This window comes from Marinobacter sp. (assembly GCF_044799475.1).
In the GTDB taxonomy this organism is placed as follows: Bacteria; Pseudomonadota; Gammaproteobacteria; order Pseudomonadales; family Oleiphilaceae; genus Marinobacter.
In genome coordinates, this window is the sequence record NZ_CP085217.1 from 181354 (window position 1) to 197668 (window position 16315).

Here is a 16315-nt window from a genome sequence, read left to right on the forward strand (position 1 = left end):
TGGCACCTGATAATCCGGAATCAACCTCATGAATCCGGGAGCACATCAATGGAAATCTATCTGGTAGGCGGTGCCGTTCGGGACGCCCTGCTCGGCCGTGAGGTCAAGGACCGGGACTGGGTGGTCGTGGGCGCCACGCCGGAAGAGATGCTGAGACGCGGTTATCGCCAGGTAGGCGCCGACTTTCCGGTTTTCATTCATCCGGAAACCGGCGAGGAATACGCGCTGGCGCGCACTGAGCGCAAACAGGGTCACGGCTACCACGGATTTACCGTTTACAGTGCCCCGGACGTGACCCTGGAAGATGATCTGCAGCGCCGGGACCTGACCATCAATGCCATGGCCCGGGATACTGAAGGCAACCTGGTAGATCCTTTCAACGGCCGGCGGGACCTCGAAGCAAAAACCCTGCGCCACGTCTCCGAAGCCTTTGCAGAAGACCCACTGCGGGTGCTGAGAACTGCCAGGTTTGCGGCAAGGTTCGCGCCCCTGGGTTTCAGCGTGGCAGACGAAACCATGGCCCTGATGAAGCAGATGGTTGCCGATGGAGAGCTCGACCACCTGGTTCCGGAACGTGTGTGGCAGGAAATGCAGCGCGCCCTCACGGAGCGGGCGCCTACGGTCTTTTTCGATGTTCTCAACAGCTGCAACGCCTTGGCCGGCCTCATCCCGGAGCTGGCAGAAACGCAACAGCGGCGCCAGGCGATGGCCGCCCTCCACTGCACTGCCGAGCGGGACGAGCCCCCCGAAGCGCGATTTGCCGCCCTGCTTTCTCCGCTGCTTCCCCAGCCTGCGGAAGAACGCGCTCAGGCGCTGAAGGCTCCCAATGAATACCAGGATCTGGCGACGCTGGTTACCCGCCACGGGGAGGACCTGAAGGCGGCAACCAGCGCCGCTGACCAGCTCACACTGCTGGAAACCTGCGATGTCTGGCGCCGCCCTGAACGCTTTGAAAAGCTGCTGTCCGTCTGTCAGTGCCTGGAACCCCCGCTCGACACAGGGATTGCAGAACGGCTGAAGCAGGCGGAAAAAGTGGCCCGTGAAGTAAGCCCCAGAGAATTGATGGGCGAGGGTTACAGCGGCCGGGCCCTGGGCGAAGCCATCCGTGACGAACGCCTGAAACGCATCCGGGAGCTGAACGCCAGAGAGGGAAATCCGAAACAGACAGAAAAGAGCTGACCAGCCGCTCCCATATCACCTTCGGCAAGACCGCCAGTCAGCGGCGGGCTTGGGCGCTCTTCCGGGGCTGGGGTACAATGCACCCCGATCTTATCCCACACCTGACTGGAGAACTTGCATGCGTGACGTCGTCATTGTTGCAGCCAAGCGAACGGCTATCGGAAGCTTTGGGGGCGGCCTGTCGAGCCTGCCGGCAGATGCCCTGGGGGCGGCAGTAATTCGCGCCCTGCTGGAAGAAACCCGCATCGACGAAAACCAGATCAACGAAGTACTCCTGGGTCAGGTGCTCACTGCCGGAGTGGGCCAGAACCCGGCCCGTCAGGCCGCCATCAATGCCGGGCTGCCCTCCTCCATTCCCGCCATGACAATCAACAAGGTCTGCGGCTCCGGTCTGAAAGCGGTTCAGATGGCAGTCCAGGCCATCCGTTGCGGCGACGCGGAACTTTTGATTGCCGGCGGCCAGGAAAGCATGAGCCAGGCACCCCATGTGCTTCCCAACAGCCGCACAGGCCAGCGGATGGGCGACTGGAAACTGGTGGACACCATGATCAAGGACGGTCTGTGGGACGCCTTCAACGGCTATCACATGGGCATCACCGCCGAGAACGTAGTGGAAAAATACGATATCAGCCGGGAAGAACAGGATTCCTTTGCGGCGGCATCCCAGCAAAAGGCCGTTGCAGCGCAGAAAGCCGGCTATTTTGACAGCCAGATAGTCCCGGTCAGCGTGCCTCAGCGTAAAGGTGATCCGGTGGTCATTGACCGTGACGAAGGTCCCCGGGAAGGCATAGACATAGCGAAGCTGGCGAAGATGCAGCCGGCCTTCCGCAAGGACGGCACAGTGACCGCGGGCAACGCCTCATCACTGAACGATGGTGCAGCTGCTGTCATGGTGTGCAGCGCAGAAAAGGCTGAAGAGCTGGGCCTTACCCCCCTGGCCACTATCCGGGGCTATGCCAATGCCGGCGTGGATCCGGCGGTCATGGGCACTGGTCCCATTCCCGCCACCCAGCGCTGTCTGGAAAAGGCCGACTGGACCGTCGGTGAACTGGACCTGATCGAAGCCAACGAAGCCTTCGCCGCCCAGGCCATTGCCGTCAACCGTAACCTGAGCTGGGATCCGGAGCGCGTCAACGTAAACGGAGGTGCCATCGCGCTGGGCCATCCCATTGGTGCTTCCGGTTGCCGGATTCTGGTGACCCTGCTTCATGAGATGGCCCGCCGTGACGTCAGAAGGGGCCTGGCAACCCTCTGCATAGGTGGCGGCATGGGCGTGGCCCTGGCAGTCGAACGCTGAGTGCCGATCCTCGATGTGGTGCTCTATGAGCCGGAGATCCCGCCGAATACCGGCAATATCATCCGGCTCTGCGCCAACACCGGCTGCCGCCTGCATCTGATTGAGCCCCTGGGTTTCACCCTGGAGGACAAACAGTTGCGACGTGCCGGCCTGGACTACAGCGAATATGCCACTCTCAGGGTGCATTCCAGCTACGAGGCATTTCTTGCCAGCGAGGCGCCAGGCCGGCTGTTTGGCCTGACCACCAAAGGAACCCACTCCTATCACGAAGTGGCATACCAGGCTGGTGACTACCTGATGTTCGGCCCGGAAACCCGGGGCCTGCCCGAAAAAGTCCGTAGTCAGCTGCCGGAAGAGCACCGGCTGCGGGTGCCCATGCGACCTGAAAGCCGGAGCCTGAATCTTTCCAATACCGCAGCACTTGTGGTCTATGAGGCCTGGCGACAGCTGGGGTTCGAGGGTGGGCAATAAAAGGGGGAACCGCGGGGGATCAGCGGGAAGGCGGCGAAGCGGAGTCATCTGGAATGACCCCGCCCTGACAGACCTTTAGTGGGTCTGTTCTTCCTTCTGCTCGCCAGTGCCTTCTTCCTGTTTGCGCTTCAGTGCCTGAGCATAGATGGCGTCAAAGTTCACGGGCGCCAGCATCAGGGCCGGGAAGCTGCCCTTGTTCACCAGGCCATCAATGGCTTCACGGGCGTAGGGAAACAGGATGTTCGGGCAATAGGCACCGAGCATCTGGCCCAGTTGCGCACCCTCAATCCCCTTCACCACGAAAACCCCTGCCTGCTGGATCTCAACGATGAACGCAACCTTTTCCTCGATCTTCGAAGTCACGGTCAGTGACAGGATGACTTCGTACTGGTTGTCGCTGATCTTGTTATGGCTGGTGTTCAGGTCCAGATTGACCTGGGGCTTCCACTGATCCTGAAATACCAGCGGGGAATTCGGAGATTCGAAGGACATGTCCTTCATGTAGATCCGCTGCAGCGCGAACTGCGGCTGGTTCTGGTCTTCGCTGCCTGCGGCGGCCTGTTGGTCGTCAGCCATGTTCAATCCTTATTGTCTTTGTCCGGGCGGCAGGGGCCGCCCTGTTTATTTTCAGTCAGTCCGGACGGGCCGGGGACCAACTATTGCATATTGTTCCGGTTACCGGAACACGCCTACTTCTTGACCAGAGGAAGATTGCTGGCCCGCCATTCTGCGATGCCGCCATTCAGCCGGGAAACCTTGTCAAAACCTTCGGCATTGAGCTGTTTAACGGCCGTGGCGGAGTGCTGGCCCATCTTGTCCACCACAATGATCTCTTTGTCCTTGTGCTTGTTGAGCTGAGTCAGCTTGTCCTTGAGGCCGCTGAGGGGAATGTGAATGGAGCCGGAAATGGATCCCTCCTTCACTTCCTTGCGGTCACGGATATCCAGGATAACGGCTTCATCCCGGTTAATCAGGCCCACGGCAGCCTGGGGGCTGATTTTCCGGCCGCCCCTGCGGGTTTCAAGCAGAAAAAGAGCCGCCAGAAGCACCACAAACAGTGACACAAGAATGTAATGATTGACCACAAACTCAAACAACCTGTCCATTAAGCCACCTTGCTGGATTATTTCGCCGGATTATACACACCCGCCGCCGCCTACAGAAGGCGGCGGCGAATAGCCTGCACAAGTCAAACCGGTTAGAATCGGGATTCAATTTTTTAACCTGACCGGATTGAGTAATGACCGCAACCCGCACGCCGACTGCACTGATTATCCTGGACGGCTGGGGTCACCGCGACCCAAGCGACGACAATGCCATCAGCAATGCCAGCACCCCCTGCTGGGACAAACTGTGGCAGGAGCAGCCCAAAACCCTGATCAACACCTCAGGCATGTTCGTGGGTCTGCCCAAGGGTCAGATGGGCAATTCCGAGGTCGGTCACATGAACCTGGGTGCCGGGCGGGTTGTTTACCAGAGCCTGACCCGTATCGACAAGGATATCGCAGACGGCCAGTTTGAAAGCAATCAGGTTCTGTGCGATGCCATCGACAAAGCCGTAAAGCGGGACGGGGCCGTACATCTCATGGGCCTGCTGTCACCCGGGGGCGTTCACAGCCATGAGGATCACATTCTCGCAGCAGCGGAGCTTGCAGCCAAAAGAGGCGCAAAGCAGGTTTACATCCACGCATTTCTCGATGGCCGGGACATGCCGCCCCGCAGCGCCATGGCCTCTCTCCAAAAAGCCGAAGAAAAAATGAAAGCCCTTGGCGTTGGCCGGGTGGCCTCCATCGTTGGACGCTATTTTGCCATGGACAGGGACAACCGCTGGGACCGTGTGGAAGCCGCCTACAACCTGATCACCCTGGGCGAAGCCGAGTTCACTGCACCCAATGCGGTAGCGGCCCTTGAGCTGGCCTATGAGCGTGATGAGAATGACGAGTTCGTCAAGGCGACACGCATCCACGACCGGGACCAGCCGAATGGGCTTGTCGGTGATGGCGACGCGGTGATTTTCATGAACTTCCGCGCTGACCGGGCCAGGGAACTGACCCGGGCGTTCGTGGAACGTGACTTCTCCGGCTTCGAGCGCAAGCGCCAGCCTGCAATCGCCGATTTTGTGATGCTCACCGAATACGCCGCCGACATTAATGCAACCTGCGCCTATCCGCCTGCCGAACTCACGAACGGCCTGGGGGAATTTATGGCAAACCTGGGCAAGACCCAGCTTCGCATTGCCGAGACCGAGAAATACGCCCATGTCACCTTCTTTTTCAATGGCGGCAAGGAAGAGCCCTTCGAGGGCGAGGACCGCATTCTGGTGCCCTCCCCGAACGTGGCCACTTACGATCTGCAGCCGGAGATGAGCGCACCGGAAGTCACCGACAAGCTGGTGGAAGCCATAAAGAGCGGGAAGTACGATCTTGTGGTATGCAACTATGCCAACGGTGACATGGTCGGCCACACCGGCAAGCTGGACGCCGCCATCAAGGCTGCGGAATGCATTGATGAGTGTGTCGCCCGGGTAACCGAAGCGCTTCGCAAAGTTGGCGGCCAGGGCCTGATCACCGCCGACCATGGCAACTGTGAACAGATGCAGGATCCGGAATCCGGTCAGGTTCACACTGCCCACACCCTGGGGCCGGTACCTCTGGTCTATGTCGGCCCGCAAACCGTGTCATTCGCGGACGATGGCGCCCTGAGCGACATCGCGCCCACACTGCTGGAACTGATGAAACTGGACCCCCCACCCGAGATGACAGGACACAGCCTGCTGGGCAACAGGTGACGGGATGACCGGGGTCGGTAACCTGTCTCGTTCAGCGCTGATTGCGCTGGCACTGGGCTTCGCAGTCATCTGCCTGCCCGCCCATGGGTCGGAAGGCGAGCCGGAAGCCACACCAGCCCAGCTGAAAGCGCTGAAACAGCAGATCAGCCGTATTGACCAGTGGCTTCGGCAGGCGGAAAAAGACCGCAGCAGCCTTGAACGGGAACTGGTACAGACGGACCAGGCCATCAACCGTCTGACCCGGGAACGTCGGGAGCTGGAGGCCGAGAGCCGGGAGCAGGCGGCCAGACTTGAAAAATTACGGGAACGGGAGTCAGGGCTCACACGGGAACTCGACAGCCAGCGTGCCAGCCTGCGGCTGCAGATCCGCCAGGCCTGGATGGCGGGAGATGCTCCGGCCATCAAGGTGCTGCTGAACGAAATCGACCCCCAGAAAATCACCCGCACCATGACCTATTACGAATACCTGAGCCAGGATGCCGTCAACCGGCTGCGGGAATTCAACGCCACTCTCGCCGAACTGAAAGAGACCCGGAACAAAGTCCTTGCCTCCCGGACCCGGATTGCCAGCCTGCAGGAGGACGTCAACGCAAGGCAGCAGCAGCTGGAAGAGAAGAAACAGCAGCGCCGGCAGACTCTGGCAGTCCTGAAAACAGACATTGGAGAACGACAGTCCGAACGGGCATCACTTCGCGAGGACCGGGCCCGCCTCGAGTCACTCCTGAAGGAGGTCGAGGAGGCCATTGCCAGCATTCCGGCGCCAAACGAGACCAGACCATTCAAGGCCCTGCGCGCCAAGCTTCCCTGGCCGGCCCGTGGTAAGGTGACCAGGCGTTTCGGTGACAGCCTGGCCCAGGGCAAGCTCAGCCACAACGGCCTGTTGATCACCACCCAGGGAGAAACCGATGTAACCGCCGTGCATTATGGCAGGGTGGTGTTTTCAAACTGGTTGCGGGGATTTGGGCTGATGACCATCGTCGACCATGGCGATGGCTACATGAGCCTTTACGGAAACAACAGCAGCCTGTTGACAAGTCCCGGGGACTGGGTAAAGGCTGGTGAAACCATTGCTGTTACCGGCCAGTCGGGAGGCAATGACAAACCTGGTGTGTATTTCGAAATCCGTTACGGGGGCAAGCCGCAGAACCCCCAGAAATGGCTAGCGCGCCAGTGAAACAGCCTTTCACAGCTGACAAAAGACAGGTGGCCCGCCATACTGTCAGAGCAGCAGCCACGGTAGCGCCGGACAGGCCAACACCAGACCACCAGAACAACAGGATATGTGAATGACACGGGCAAGCCACAGACACCACTCCCTTATTGTCAGCGCACTGTTGAGTGCATGTTTCCTGCTTGGCCTGCCAGGCCTTGCCCACACCCAGGAAGAGGTGAACGAAAACCGGGAGACGGAAGTTCAGCAGCTCCTGGATGCCATATCGGAAGGCCGCAAGGTGGAAATCCGCCTGCCCGACCCGGAAACACAGCTGCCCCTGGAAGACCTCCGCAAGTTCACCGAGGTGTTCAGCCGTATCAAGGCCGCTTATGTTGAGGAGGTCGATGACCAGACCCTGCTGGAAAATGCCATCAAGGGAATGCTGGGCGGCCTCGACCCCCACTCCACCTATCTTGGTCCCAAGGCCTTTGAAGAGCTGGAAGAGAGCACCTCCGGCGAGTTCGGTGGCCTGGGCATAGAAGTGGGCATGGAAGATGGTTTCGTCAAGGTCATTGCCCCCATCGACGACACGCCAGCAGAAGAGGCCGGCGTGCAGGCAGGTGACCTCATCATCAAGCTCGACGAAAAACCGGTGAAAGGCATGACCCTGGAGGAAGCCGTTGGCATCATGCGGGGCAAGCCGGGGACAACCCTGACCCTCACCATCCTGCGGGACGGCGAGAGCGCGCCCATTGAAATCAAGGTTGAGCGGGCCGTCATCAAGGTCACAAGTGTCAAATCACGGCTTATTGACGACAGCTATGGTTACGTCCGTCTGACCCAGTTCCAGTCAGACACTGGCAGCCAGTTTGTCAGTGCGATCGAGAAGCTGAAAGCAGATGCCAACGGCGGTCTGGACGGCCTTGTCATCGACCTGCGCAACAATCCGGGGGGTATTCTCCAGGCTGCCGTGGAAGCAGCCGACGCCCTGCTGGATGGAGGTCTCATCGTGTACACCAAGGGACGCATCCAGAGTTCACAACTGCGGTTCAGCGCCAAGCCCGGGGACGTCTCAGACGGCACGCCCATCGTCGTTCTGATCAACTCAGGCTCGGCTTCCGCGTCAGAAATCCTGGCCGGCGCCCTGCAGGACCAGGGCCGTGCAGTCCTGATGGGAACCGATACCTTCGGCAAGGGCTCGGTTCAGACAGTTATTCCCCTGGATGATACCCACGCCATCAAGATGACCACGGCCCGCTATTACACGCCGGACGGCCGATCCATCCAGGCCAAGGGCATCAAGCCGGACATCACCGTGGAACAGGCCCGTTTGACCGAAGTTGAAAGCGGCCCCAGGTTCACCGAAGCCGACCTAAGTGGGCATCTGGAGAATGGCGAGGGTGAAGCCGCCCCGGATGCCCGCCCGGAGGACGCTGAAGAAGAAGCGGAATCACGGGAGGCAATCAGCCGGGACTATCAGCTCAGATCCGCGCTGAACCTGCTGAAAGGCATGCAGATCCTCGGCCACAGAAAATCTGGAGCCGAGTGACCCCCATGGGTTTATCTGTTGTACCTGTGGTGGCAGGCATGCTGACAGCCATGCTGCTGACGTCTTTGGCGTCGGCGGCACCGGATGACGGGCTGCCGCCGACCATTGCCATCATCATTGATGACATGGGCCACAGCCTGACCGAAGGCCAGCGGCTGGTGGATCTGGAACAGCCCATCACCCTGGCGTTTCTGCCCTACCGGCGGCATACGACGGTGCTGGCCGAGGCGGCGCACCGCAGGCAGAAAGAGATCATGCTGCACGCTCCCATGGCCAATACCCGGAATTTCGGGCTGGGCCCGGGAGGCCTGGACGCTGGCATGAACCAGCTGGCCACCACCACAACCCTTCGCCGCGCGCTAAGCTCGGTTCCCCATGTGCGGGGAGTGAACAACCACATGGGCAGCCTGCTCACCCAGATGCAGGCCAACATGGACTGGGTCATGGCGGAGCTGACGCACTACCCCCTGTATTTCGTGGACAGCCGCACCATCGCCTCAAGCATTGCCGCCCGCACAGCCGCCGCCCACCAGATCCCCACCCTCAGCCGGGATGTGTTCCTGGACCACGAGCAGACCGAAGAATACGTGGACGCCCAGTTCCAGAGACTGATAGCCCAGGCCAGAAAAAACGGCACCGCCATCGGCATAGGTCATCCCCACAGGGTAACCGTAGACTACCTGGAAAAGATCCTGCCAACCCTGGACGAACAGGGCATAGCCGTCGCAACCGTCAGCGGAATCTGGGCCATCAGGAATGACAACCGGGAGATGTTTGCGGAGGGGGAAAAGCGGACGATTTCACCGGCCCTGGCGAGGAAAGAGTAAAACTTTTGCCACAGACAACAAAAACCAGGGGTCAGATCAAGCATGATCTGACCCCTATTGGCCTCTGGCCAGACTTGCTGTCAGTCCCGGATTTCAATCCCCTGGGCTTTCATGAAAGCCTTGGCCTCGGGAATCGTGTGCTGGCCAAAATGGAAGATCGAGGCCGCCAGTACCGCGTCCGCGCCGCCCTTGGTCACGCCGTCCGCCAGATGCTGCAGTTCGCCAACACCTCCGGAAGCAATAACTGGTACTGACACTGCGTCGCTCACAGCCCGGGTCAGAGCCAGATCGAAGCCGAGTTTGGTGCCGTCCCGGTCCATGCTGGTGAGCAGCAGTTCACCTGCCCCCATCTCGGTCATTTTCACCGCCCATTCAACCGCATCCAGCCCTGTGGGCTTGCGACCGCCATGTGTGAATATTTCCCAGCGCGGCATCTCACCGGTGGCGCCCACCTGCTTGGCATCAATGGCCACCACGATGCACTGGCTGCCGAACCGGTCCGCCGCTTCCCGCACGAATTCCGGGTTGGATACCGCAGCGGTGTTAATGCTGACCTTGTCCGCACCGGCATTGAGCAGTTTTCGAATGTCGTCCACGGTGCGCACGCCGCCGCCGACAGTCAGCGGAATGAACACTTCTGACGCCATGCGCTCGACGGTTTCATAGGTGGTCTCCCGGCTTTCGTGGCTGGCCGTGATGTCCAGAAAGGTGATCTCGTCAGCGCCCTGCTCGTTGTATTTGCGGGCTACCTCCACAGGATCTCCGGCATCGCGAATATCAACGAAATTGACACCCTTGACTACGCGGCCCTTGTCGACGTCCAGGCAGGGAATGATGCGCTTCGCAAGTGCCATGATCAGCGCTCCGCCCGTTTGAAGCTGTCGCACCAGGCCTGGGCTTCGGCAACTTCCAGAGTGCCCTCATAGATGGCCCGGCCGGTAATGGCGCCCAGGATGCCACGATGGGCAACCTCTGCCAGCCCGACAACATCTTCCATATTGGTCACGCCTCCGGAGGCGATCACCGGAATACCGCTGGCCTCAGCCAGGGCCACAGTGGCCTCCACATTGACCCCCTGCATCATGCCGTCCCGGCTTATGTCGGTGTAGACAATTGCCGCCACTCCATCGTTGGCGAACTTCCTGGCAAGATCCGTTGCCCTGACTTCCGATACCTCGGCCCAGCCATCGGTAGCCACACGTCCGTCCTGGGCGTCAAGGCCGACAATGATGCGACCCGGGAAGCGCTTGCACATATCAGTCACGAACTGAGGTTCCTTGACCGCTTTGGTGCCAATGATCACCCACTGCACACCGGCTTTGAGGTAAGCCTCGATGGTTTCCGGGGAACGGATGCCACCGCCAATCTGTATCGGCAGGTCCGGAAAACGCCTGGCGATGGCGTTGACGATCTCGCCGTTCACCGGCTCGCCGGCAAAAGCGCCGTTCAGATCAACCAGATGCAGGCGACGGGCACCGGCATCCACCCAGCGGGCGGCCACTTCAACCGGATCATCGGAAAACACGGTGGAGTCTTCCATCCGGCCCTGGCGCAATCGGACGCATTTGCCGTCTTTAAGATCAATGGCGGGGATAATCAGCATGAGCGTTGAATTCCGTTGTCAGTCAAATGGCAATGCAGTGGTCAGGCGCCCGACCACTGGGAAAAGTTTTTCAGCAGCTGCAGTCCGGCCCGATGGCTTTTTTCCGGGTGGAACTGGGTGGCGAACACGTTATCCCGGGCCACGGCGGCAGCCACGTCAATGCCGTAGCGGGTGCGCCCGGCCATGTCGGGATTGTGCTCGGCATCAGCGTAGTAGCTGTGCACGAAGTAGAAACGCTCACCGTCGGGGATGTTGTGCCACAGGGGATGCTCAATGGTCTGGTGGACCTCGTTCCAGCCCATGTGGGGGACTTTCAGGCGGACACCATTTTCCCGCAGGTCATTGCCGAAGAAACGGACCTCCGCGGGGAACAGGTTGATGCAGTCCACCCAGCCGTTTTCCTGGCTGCGGGACATCAGCGCCTGCATACCCACGCAGATGCCCAGCAGGGGCCGGTCAACAGACACCTCCCGCACCAGTTCGTCCACCTTGAGGCGGCGGATCTCAGCCATGCAGTCACGAATGGCGCCAACACCTGGCAGAATCACCTTGTCCGCCCCGCGGATCTGCTCCGGGTCCGAGGTGACCAGCGCCCGGGCATCCGGCGCAACGTGTTCAACCGCCTTGCTGACGGAATGCAGGTTACCCATGCCGTAGTCGATAATGGCAATGGTTTTCATATCAGGAAAAACTCCGGATCAGTGACAGCAGAGGCTTGAATCAGAGTGAACCCTTGGTGGAGGCCACAATGCCTGCCATCCGGTCATCAGGTTCAATAGCCATGCGCAGGGCGCGGCCGAAGGCCTTGAAGACGGTCTCGATCTGATGGTGAGTGTTCTTGCCCTTCAGGTTGTCAATGTGCAGCGTCACCATGGAATGGTTGACGAAACCATGGAAGAACTCGCTGAACAGATCCACGTCGAAACCACCCACAGAGGCGCGGGTATAGGGAACATCCATCTGCAGGCCTGGACGGCCGGACAGGTCGATCACCACCCGGGACAGGGCTTCATCCAGCGGAACATAGGCATGGCCATAACGGCGGATGCCTTTCTTGTCTCCCACGGCCTGTCTGAACGCCTGACCAAGAGTGATCCCTATGTCTTCCACCGTGTGGTGGTCATCAATGTGCAGATCGCCCTTCGACACGATATCCAGATCCACCAGACCATGGCGGGCAATCTGATCCATCATGTGGTCGAGAAAGTGAACGCCGGTGTCAAAGCGGGATTTGCCTGTGCCGTCGAGGTTGATCTCAACGGTGATCTGCGTTTCGAGGGTATTGCGTTCTACCCGAGCCTTGCGTTCGGCCATGGGGTCTCCAGAATAAATAGGCGGCAGGTGCCGGAAAACGGATGTCCACGGATTATACCTGTTATGTCAGCCGTCGTCCTGTCCCTTTGCCCGGGGAACTACCGTGGCCAGGCCCCGGCAGTCCTCCGTCCGGATACTTCAGAACGCCTTTTTCAGGTTGGCCATGTAGGTATCAACCAGGCTGTTGAACTCGTGCTTGATAACCGGGCTTATGGCCAGCTTCAGCAGGCCAGGCAGAGGCAGCGTCAGCTCCGCTTTGGTGTGGAAGGTGGCGTGGGTGGTTTTGTCATCCTTCGCCTTCAGTTTCCAGGAACCCTGGACAACCCCGTTGCCCTCACCCTTCACCGGCTCCCAGGTAATCTTGCCGTTGTCTTTGTCGGCGTGATACTTGCTGGCGTAGACGGACTGGATGGAATGCTTGTCGACACCGATCTTTTCCATTTCCCAGCGGTAGGTATTGTCGCCCAGGTCCACCAGCTTGTTGACCTTGGGAAAGTAGCTGGCCGAGCGGGGTACATCCGCCAGCAGATCAAATACGTCATCGTAGGGGCCGGGGATCTCAATCTCCCGATTCAGTTCAATGGATACCGTGATAGCCACGCGGGATTCCTCCTGTTTGTTATTGGTGTCGTCTGATCCATTCGCGCCACAGGCGGGAAGTCATATTTCCACCCCGGTTCCCGGCTCTCAGACTGCATTGGTTCTTGCGCACCGCCATATTCTGGCTGAACCCTGACCCATTGTCATATAGGATCAGCTTTAATTTCGCAGTGTGTGCGTTATTCTGAAAGAAATAAAACAGACAGCGCCCAGAACCGGGCGTAGCTTACACCGGTACAAACTGCTGGTCTGAAACTGTGCTTTAAAACTGTGCTTTAAAACTGAAAGGATGCTCAATTTATGAAAGCTGTCCGTTACCTGGTGCTGGCCCTCGTCGGCATAGTTATCCTGGCTGTGGTGGCCATCGGAATCGCCTTTTTCACCATTGATCCCAACACCTACAAACCACAGATTGAGCAGGCTGCGGAAGACAGCACAAACCTGGAGCTGGATCTTGCCGGCGACATTTCCTGGTCGCTTTTCCCCCTGGGCCTGGAACTGAACGACGTGGAAGCCACTCTTGACCAGGAAAGGTTCGTTGCCCTGGAAAAGCTGGTGGCGAAGGTGGACTTCTGGTCACTCCTTGCCATGGCGCCCCAGGTAAACACCTTCATCCTGGATGGCCTGGATGCCCGCCTGCGGGTGGCAGAGGACGGCACCGGCAACTGGACCAGAATCATGCCGGAAGGTGAAGCCCCGGCGGAAGAGCCGGCAGCAGACGCCGAACCCGCCCCGGCCGAAGAAGCCACTCAGGAGCCGCTGAACTTCGCGGTGGAAGAAGTCCGCATCACCAATGCCCAGGTGCATTACGACGATGCCAGCACCGGCCAGTCCCTCGTGCTGGAGGACTTCACCCTGACAGCGAACGACATAGCTCTTGGCCAGGACTTTCCGCTGGCGCTTGGCTTCCGCTTTGTCACAGGCGAGCCTGAATTCACCGTAGTGGGTGATATAAGCGCCAGCCTGGCGGCCAATGAGGCAATGGACACTTTCTCTGTCGCCGACCTGGAAAGCAGCTTTGAGCTGAGTGGCGAGCCATTCGGCGGCAAAACCGTAAATGCCGGCATCAGTGGCGACATTGATGCCAATACAACGGCAGAGACCGCAGCCATCAAAAACCTCCGTGCCAGCCTGGCAAACCTTGAGATCAACACCAGTCTCAATGTGTCCGGCTTCGGCGACAAGGCGGAGGTCAGCGGCAATGTGGACATTCCCGAATTCTCCCTGAGGGAATTGCTCTCCAGCATGGGCCAGCAGGCGCCGGAAACAGCCGACCCAGACGTGCTCAAGGCCCTGGCATTCAGCACCGACATCGGCGGCCCTGCTGGCAAAGCAGAACTGAGCAACCTCAACATCAAGGTTGATGACAGCACTTTCAGCGGCAGCGCCAGCTACGGTATCGCAGACAGCGCCATCGGCCTTGATCTGCAGGGCGACGCCTTCAACGCAGACCGCTACCTGCCACCGGAGAGCGAGGAAACCGCCCAGACGGAAGAACAGCCTGAGCAGGCGGAAGAGGCCGGACCGGAAAGCGACCTGCTTCCCCTGGAAACCCTGCGGGAACTGGCTTTGAACATAAACCTCGGTCTCGGCGAGCTGATTGTCAGCAACCTGACCATTGCCGACATCAAAAACCGCGTAACCGCCGACAAGGGCTTGATCAAGGTGAACGAGTTCAGCGGCAGGCTCTATGAAGGGGACTTCAACGCCAATGTCACCCTCGACGCCCGCTCCGACAATCCAACTTGGGCCATCTCCAACAAGGTCCAGAACGTTCAGACCCTGCCGCTCCTGACCGACCTTGCGGAAGTCGATGCGCTGAGTGGTGCTGCCAACATCAACATGGACGTGAACACCAGCGGCAACCGGATTTCAGCCCTGAGAGGCAACGCCAAAGGCGAGATCAACTTCAACCTGGCAGAGGGTGAGTTCACCCAGATGAACCTGACCCGCATGGCCTGCAGGGGCATTGCCCTGGCCAACGGGGAAGAGCTGACCACCACCGACTGGGGCACGGGAACGCCTTTCAACGACATGAAAGGCACCATGAAGATCGACGGCAACACACTCAACAACACTGAGCTGGTTGCCGCCTTGGCCGGCATGGAGCTCAGCGGGGACGGCACCGTCAAGCTGGACACCAGCATGCTGGACTATGAAATCGGCCTGCGCATTGTGGGCGAGGTTCATCGCGACGAAGCCTGCCGGGTCACAGAATACGTAGAAGGCGCCGTGATCCCCGTGGAGTGCCGTGGAAACTTCAGCGAAGACCCGGCCGGCCTCTGCTCCTTCGACGGGTCCCGCTTCCGCGACACCCTGAAGGACATGGCCGCAAAAGCTGCCAAAGGCAAGGCCAAAAAGGAAGTCGAGAAAGCCGTGGACGAAAAGCTCGGCAAGGAGCTGGACAAGCGGCTTGAGGGAGAGGCAGCCGACAAGGTGAAGGACAAGATCAAGGGGCTGTTTAACTAGTGCCTGATCATTTCGCCCAGCGCCTGCTGGACTGGTATGACCAGTACGGCAGGCATGATCTTCCCTGGCATCATGACCGCACCCCTTACCGGGTGTGGGTTTCTGAAATCATGCTGCAGCAGACCCAGGTTGGCACTGTCATCCCCTACTATCAGGCGTTCATGGCCAGGTTTCCGGACGTGGAAGCCCTGGCCGAGGCGCCAGTGGACGACGTGCTCAGCCACTGGTCGGGCCTCGGCTACTATGCCCGGGCGCGCAACCTCCAGAAAGCCGCGCAACTGGTAGTGGAAAATCACGGAGGACAGTTTCCCGCCGATCAGGAACAGCTTGAAGCCCTTCCCGGCATTGGCCGCTCCACCGCGGCCGCCGTCCTCGCCCAGGCTTTCGGCCTCTATGCCACCATCCTCGACGGCAACGTAAAACGGGTACTTGCCCGCTATCACGCCGTGCCCGGCTGGCCCGGACAGACCTCAGTACTGAACCAGCTCTGGGCCTGCGCCGAACAGCACACCCCTGAAACCCGGGTTCGTGACTACACCCAGGCCATCATGGATCTGGGGGCAATGGTCTGCACCCGCAGCCGACCGGACTGCGCCCACTGCCCCCTGAATGAAAACTGCGAAGCCAGGGCAAGGGATGAAGTCCACCTTTATCCCGGCTCAAAGCCGAAAAAAGCAAAGCCGGAAAAGACCACCTGGATGGTCATTCTGGAAGACAGCGAAGGCCGTATTCTGCTGGAGCGGCGCCCGCCTGCCGGGATCTGGGGCGGGCTCTGGAGCCTGCCGGAAATGGACCCTGCCCTGACCCCGGAAGAACTGGCCGAAGCCTGCCGTGAGCGGCTCGGCCTGGACTGTGACGACGCCCGGCCCGAAAACGGTTTTCGCCACACCTTTAGCCACTATCACCTGCACATACAGCCCGCGATTCTCAACGTCCGCGGCGCCAGTGCAGTGGCTGACGCCGACAACCAGCGCTGGACTCACAGGGACGAAGCCCTGAAACTGGGTCTTCCTGCTCCCATCCGCCTACTAATTGCCGGAGCCGAACAGCCCGCTCTGCTCTGAT

16 protein-coding genes are annotated in these 16315 nt (G+C 59.8%); 9 read left to right on the forward strand and 7 right to left on the reverse strand.

The window, feature by feature from the left end; all coding sequences use genetic code 11:
• The first annotated feature begins 48 nt into the window (after positions 1–48).
• From LG327_RS00860 to trmL, 3 genes are all read left to right on the forward strand, one after another.
• Positions 49–1179, forward strand: coding sequence for a multifunctional CCA tRNA nucleotidyl transferase/2'3'-cyclic phosphodiesterase/2'nucleotidase/phosphatase (locus LG327_RS00860; RefSeq protein ID WP_404364829.1), 1131 nt, complete (start codon positions 49–51; stop codon positions 1177–1179).
• Between the two features lie 118 nt (positions 1180–1297).
• The gene (locus LG327_RS00865) at positions 1298–2476 is read left to right on the forward strand and encodes an acetyl-CoA C-acetyltransferase (RefSeq protein WP_404364831.1); all 1179 of its coding nucleotides are present in this window, start codon (positions 1298–1300) and stop codon (positions 2474–2476) included.
• A gap of 6 nt (positions 2477–2482) precedes the next feature.
• On the forward strand, positions 2483–2947 hold the full coding sequence (trmL, locus tag LG327_RS00870) for a tRNA (uridine(34)/cytosine(34)/5-carboxymethylaminomethyluridine(34)-2'-O)-methyltransferase TrmL (protein WP_404369564.1): 465 nt from the start codon (positions 2483–2485) through the stop codon (positions 2945–2947).
• A gap of 75 nt (positions 2948–3022) precedes the next feature.
• Here trmL and secB read toward each other — a convergent pair whose 3' ends face one another.
• Positions 3023–3523: a protein-export chaperone SecB gene (secB, locus tag LG327_RS00875; RefSeq protein WP_404364833.1), complete on the reverse strand. Its 501-nt coding sequence runs from the start codon at positions 3521–3523 to the stop codon at positions 3023–3025.
• A gap of 113 nt (positions 3524–3636) precedes the next feature.
• Positions 3637–4053: a rhodanese-like domain-containing protein gene (locus LG327_RS00880; RefSeq protein ID WP_404364835.1), complete on the reverse strand. Its 417-nt coding sequence runs from the start codon at positions 4051–4053 to the stop codon at positions 3637–3639.
• Positions 4054–4187: 134 nt separating this feature from the next.
• Here LG327_RS00880 and gpmM point away from each other — a divergent pair, with 134 nt between their 5' ends.
• The 4 genes from gpmM to LG327_RS00900 all read left to right on the forward strand — a co-directional run bounded on the left by gpmM (position 4188) and on the right by LG327_RS00900 (position 9264).
• Entirely contained in the window at positions 4188–5735 is a 1548-nt protein-coding gene (gene gpmM, locus LG327_RS00885; RefSeq protein WP_404364837.1) for a 2,3-bisphosphoglycerate-independent phosphoglycerate mutase, read from the forward strand.
• A 4-nt stretch (positions 5736–5739) separates the two neighbouring features.
• Positions 5740–6909, forward strand: a complete 1170-nt coding sequence (locus tag LG327_RS00890) for a murein hydrolase activator EnvC family protein (RefSeq protein ID WP_404364839.1) — start codon at positions 5740–5742, stop codon at positions 6907–6909.
• Between the two features lie 112 nt (positions 6910–7021).
• Complete coding sequence (locus LG327_RS00895; protein WP_404364840.1) at positions 7022–8437, forward strand: S41 family peptidase; 1416 nt, start codon at positions 7022–7024, stop codon at positions 8435–8437.
• Between the two features lie 38 nt (positions 8438–8475).
• Entirely contained in the window at positions 8476–9264 is a 789-nt protein-coding gene (locus tag LG327_RS00900; protein ID WP_404369567.1) for a divergent polysaccharide deacetylase family protein, read from the forward strand.
• Between the two features lie 80 nt (positions 9265–9344).
• Here LG327_RS00900 and hisF read toward each other — a convergent pair whose 3' ends face one another.
• The 5 genes from hisF to LG327_RS00925 form a co-directional block, all read right to left on the reverse strand.
• Positions 9345–10118 carry an imidazole glycerol phosphate synthase subunit HisF gene (gene hisF / locus LG327_RS00905; protein ID WP_404364842.1) on the reverse strand — a complete coding sequence of 258 codons (774 nt, stop codon included), beginning with the start codon at positions 10116–10118 and terminating at the stop codon, positions 9345–9347.
• A 2-nt stretch (positions 10119–10120) separates the two neighbouring features.
• Positions 10121–10867 carry a 1-(5-phosphoribosyl)-5-[(5-phosphoribosylamino)methylideneamino]imidazole-4-carboxamide isomerase gene (gene hisA / locus LG327_RS00910; RefSeq protein WP_404364843.1) on the reverse strand — a complete coding sequence of 249 codons (747 nt, stop codon included), beginning with the start codon at positions 10865–10867 and terminating at the stop codon, positions 10121–10123.
• A gap of 41 nt (positions 10868–10908) precedes the next feature.
• On the reverse strand, positions 10909–11547 hold the full coding sequence (gene hisH / locus LG327_RS00915) for an imidazole glycerol phosphate synthase subunit HisH (protein ID WP_404364845.1): 639 nt from the start codon (positions 11545–11547) through the stop codon (positions 10909–10911).
• Positions 11548–11587: 40 nt separating this feature from the next.
• Positions 11588–12181, reverse strand: a complete 594-nt coding sequence (hisB, locus tag LG327_RS00920; protein ID WP_404364846.1) for an imidazoleglycerol-phosphate dehydratase HisB — start codon at positions 12179–12181, stop codon at positions 11588–11590.
• A gap of 138 nt (positions 12182–12319) precedes the next feature.
• Positions 12320–12781: an SRPBCC family protein gene (locus tag LG327_RS00925; RefSeq protein ID WP_404364847.1), complete on the reverse strand. Its 462-nt coding sequence runs from the start codon at positions 12779–12781 to the stop codon at positions 12320–12322.
• A gap of 300 nt (positions 12782–13081) precedes the next feature.
• Here LG327_RS00925 and LG327_RS00930 point away from each other — a divergent pair, with 300 nt between their 5' ends.
• Both LG327_RS00930 and mutY read left to right on the forward strand, forming a co-directional pair.
• A complete protein-coding gene (locus LG327_RS00930) occupies positions 13082–15250 on the forward strand; it encodes an AsmA family protein (protein WP_404364849.1) in 2169 nt (722 codons plus the stop codon).
• Positions 15250–16314, forward strand: a complete 1065-nt coding sequence (gene mutY, locus LG327_RS00935; RefSeq protein WP_404364851.1) for an A/G-specific adenine glycosylase — start codon at positions 15250–15252, stop codon at positions 16312–16314. Before LG327_RS00930 ends, mutY begins: the two co-directional genes overlap by 1 nt.
• The last annotated feature ends 1 nt before the right edge of the window (position 16315 follow it).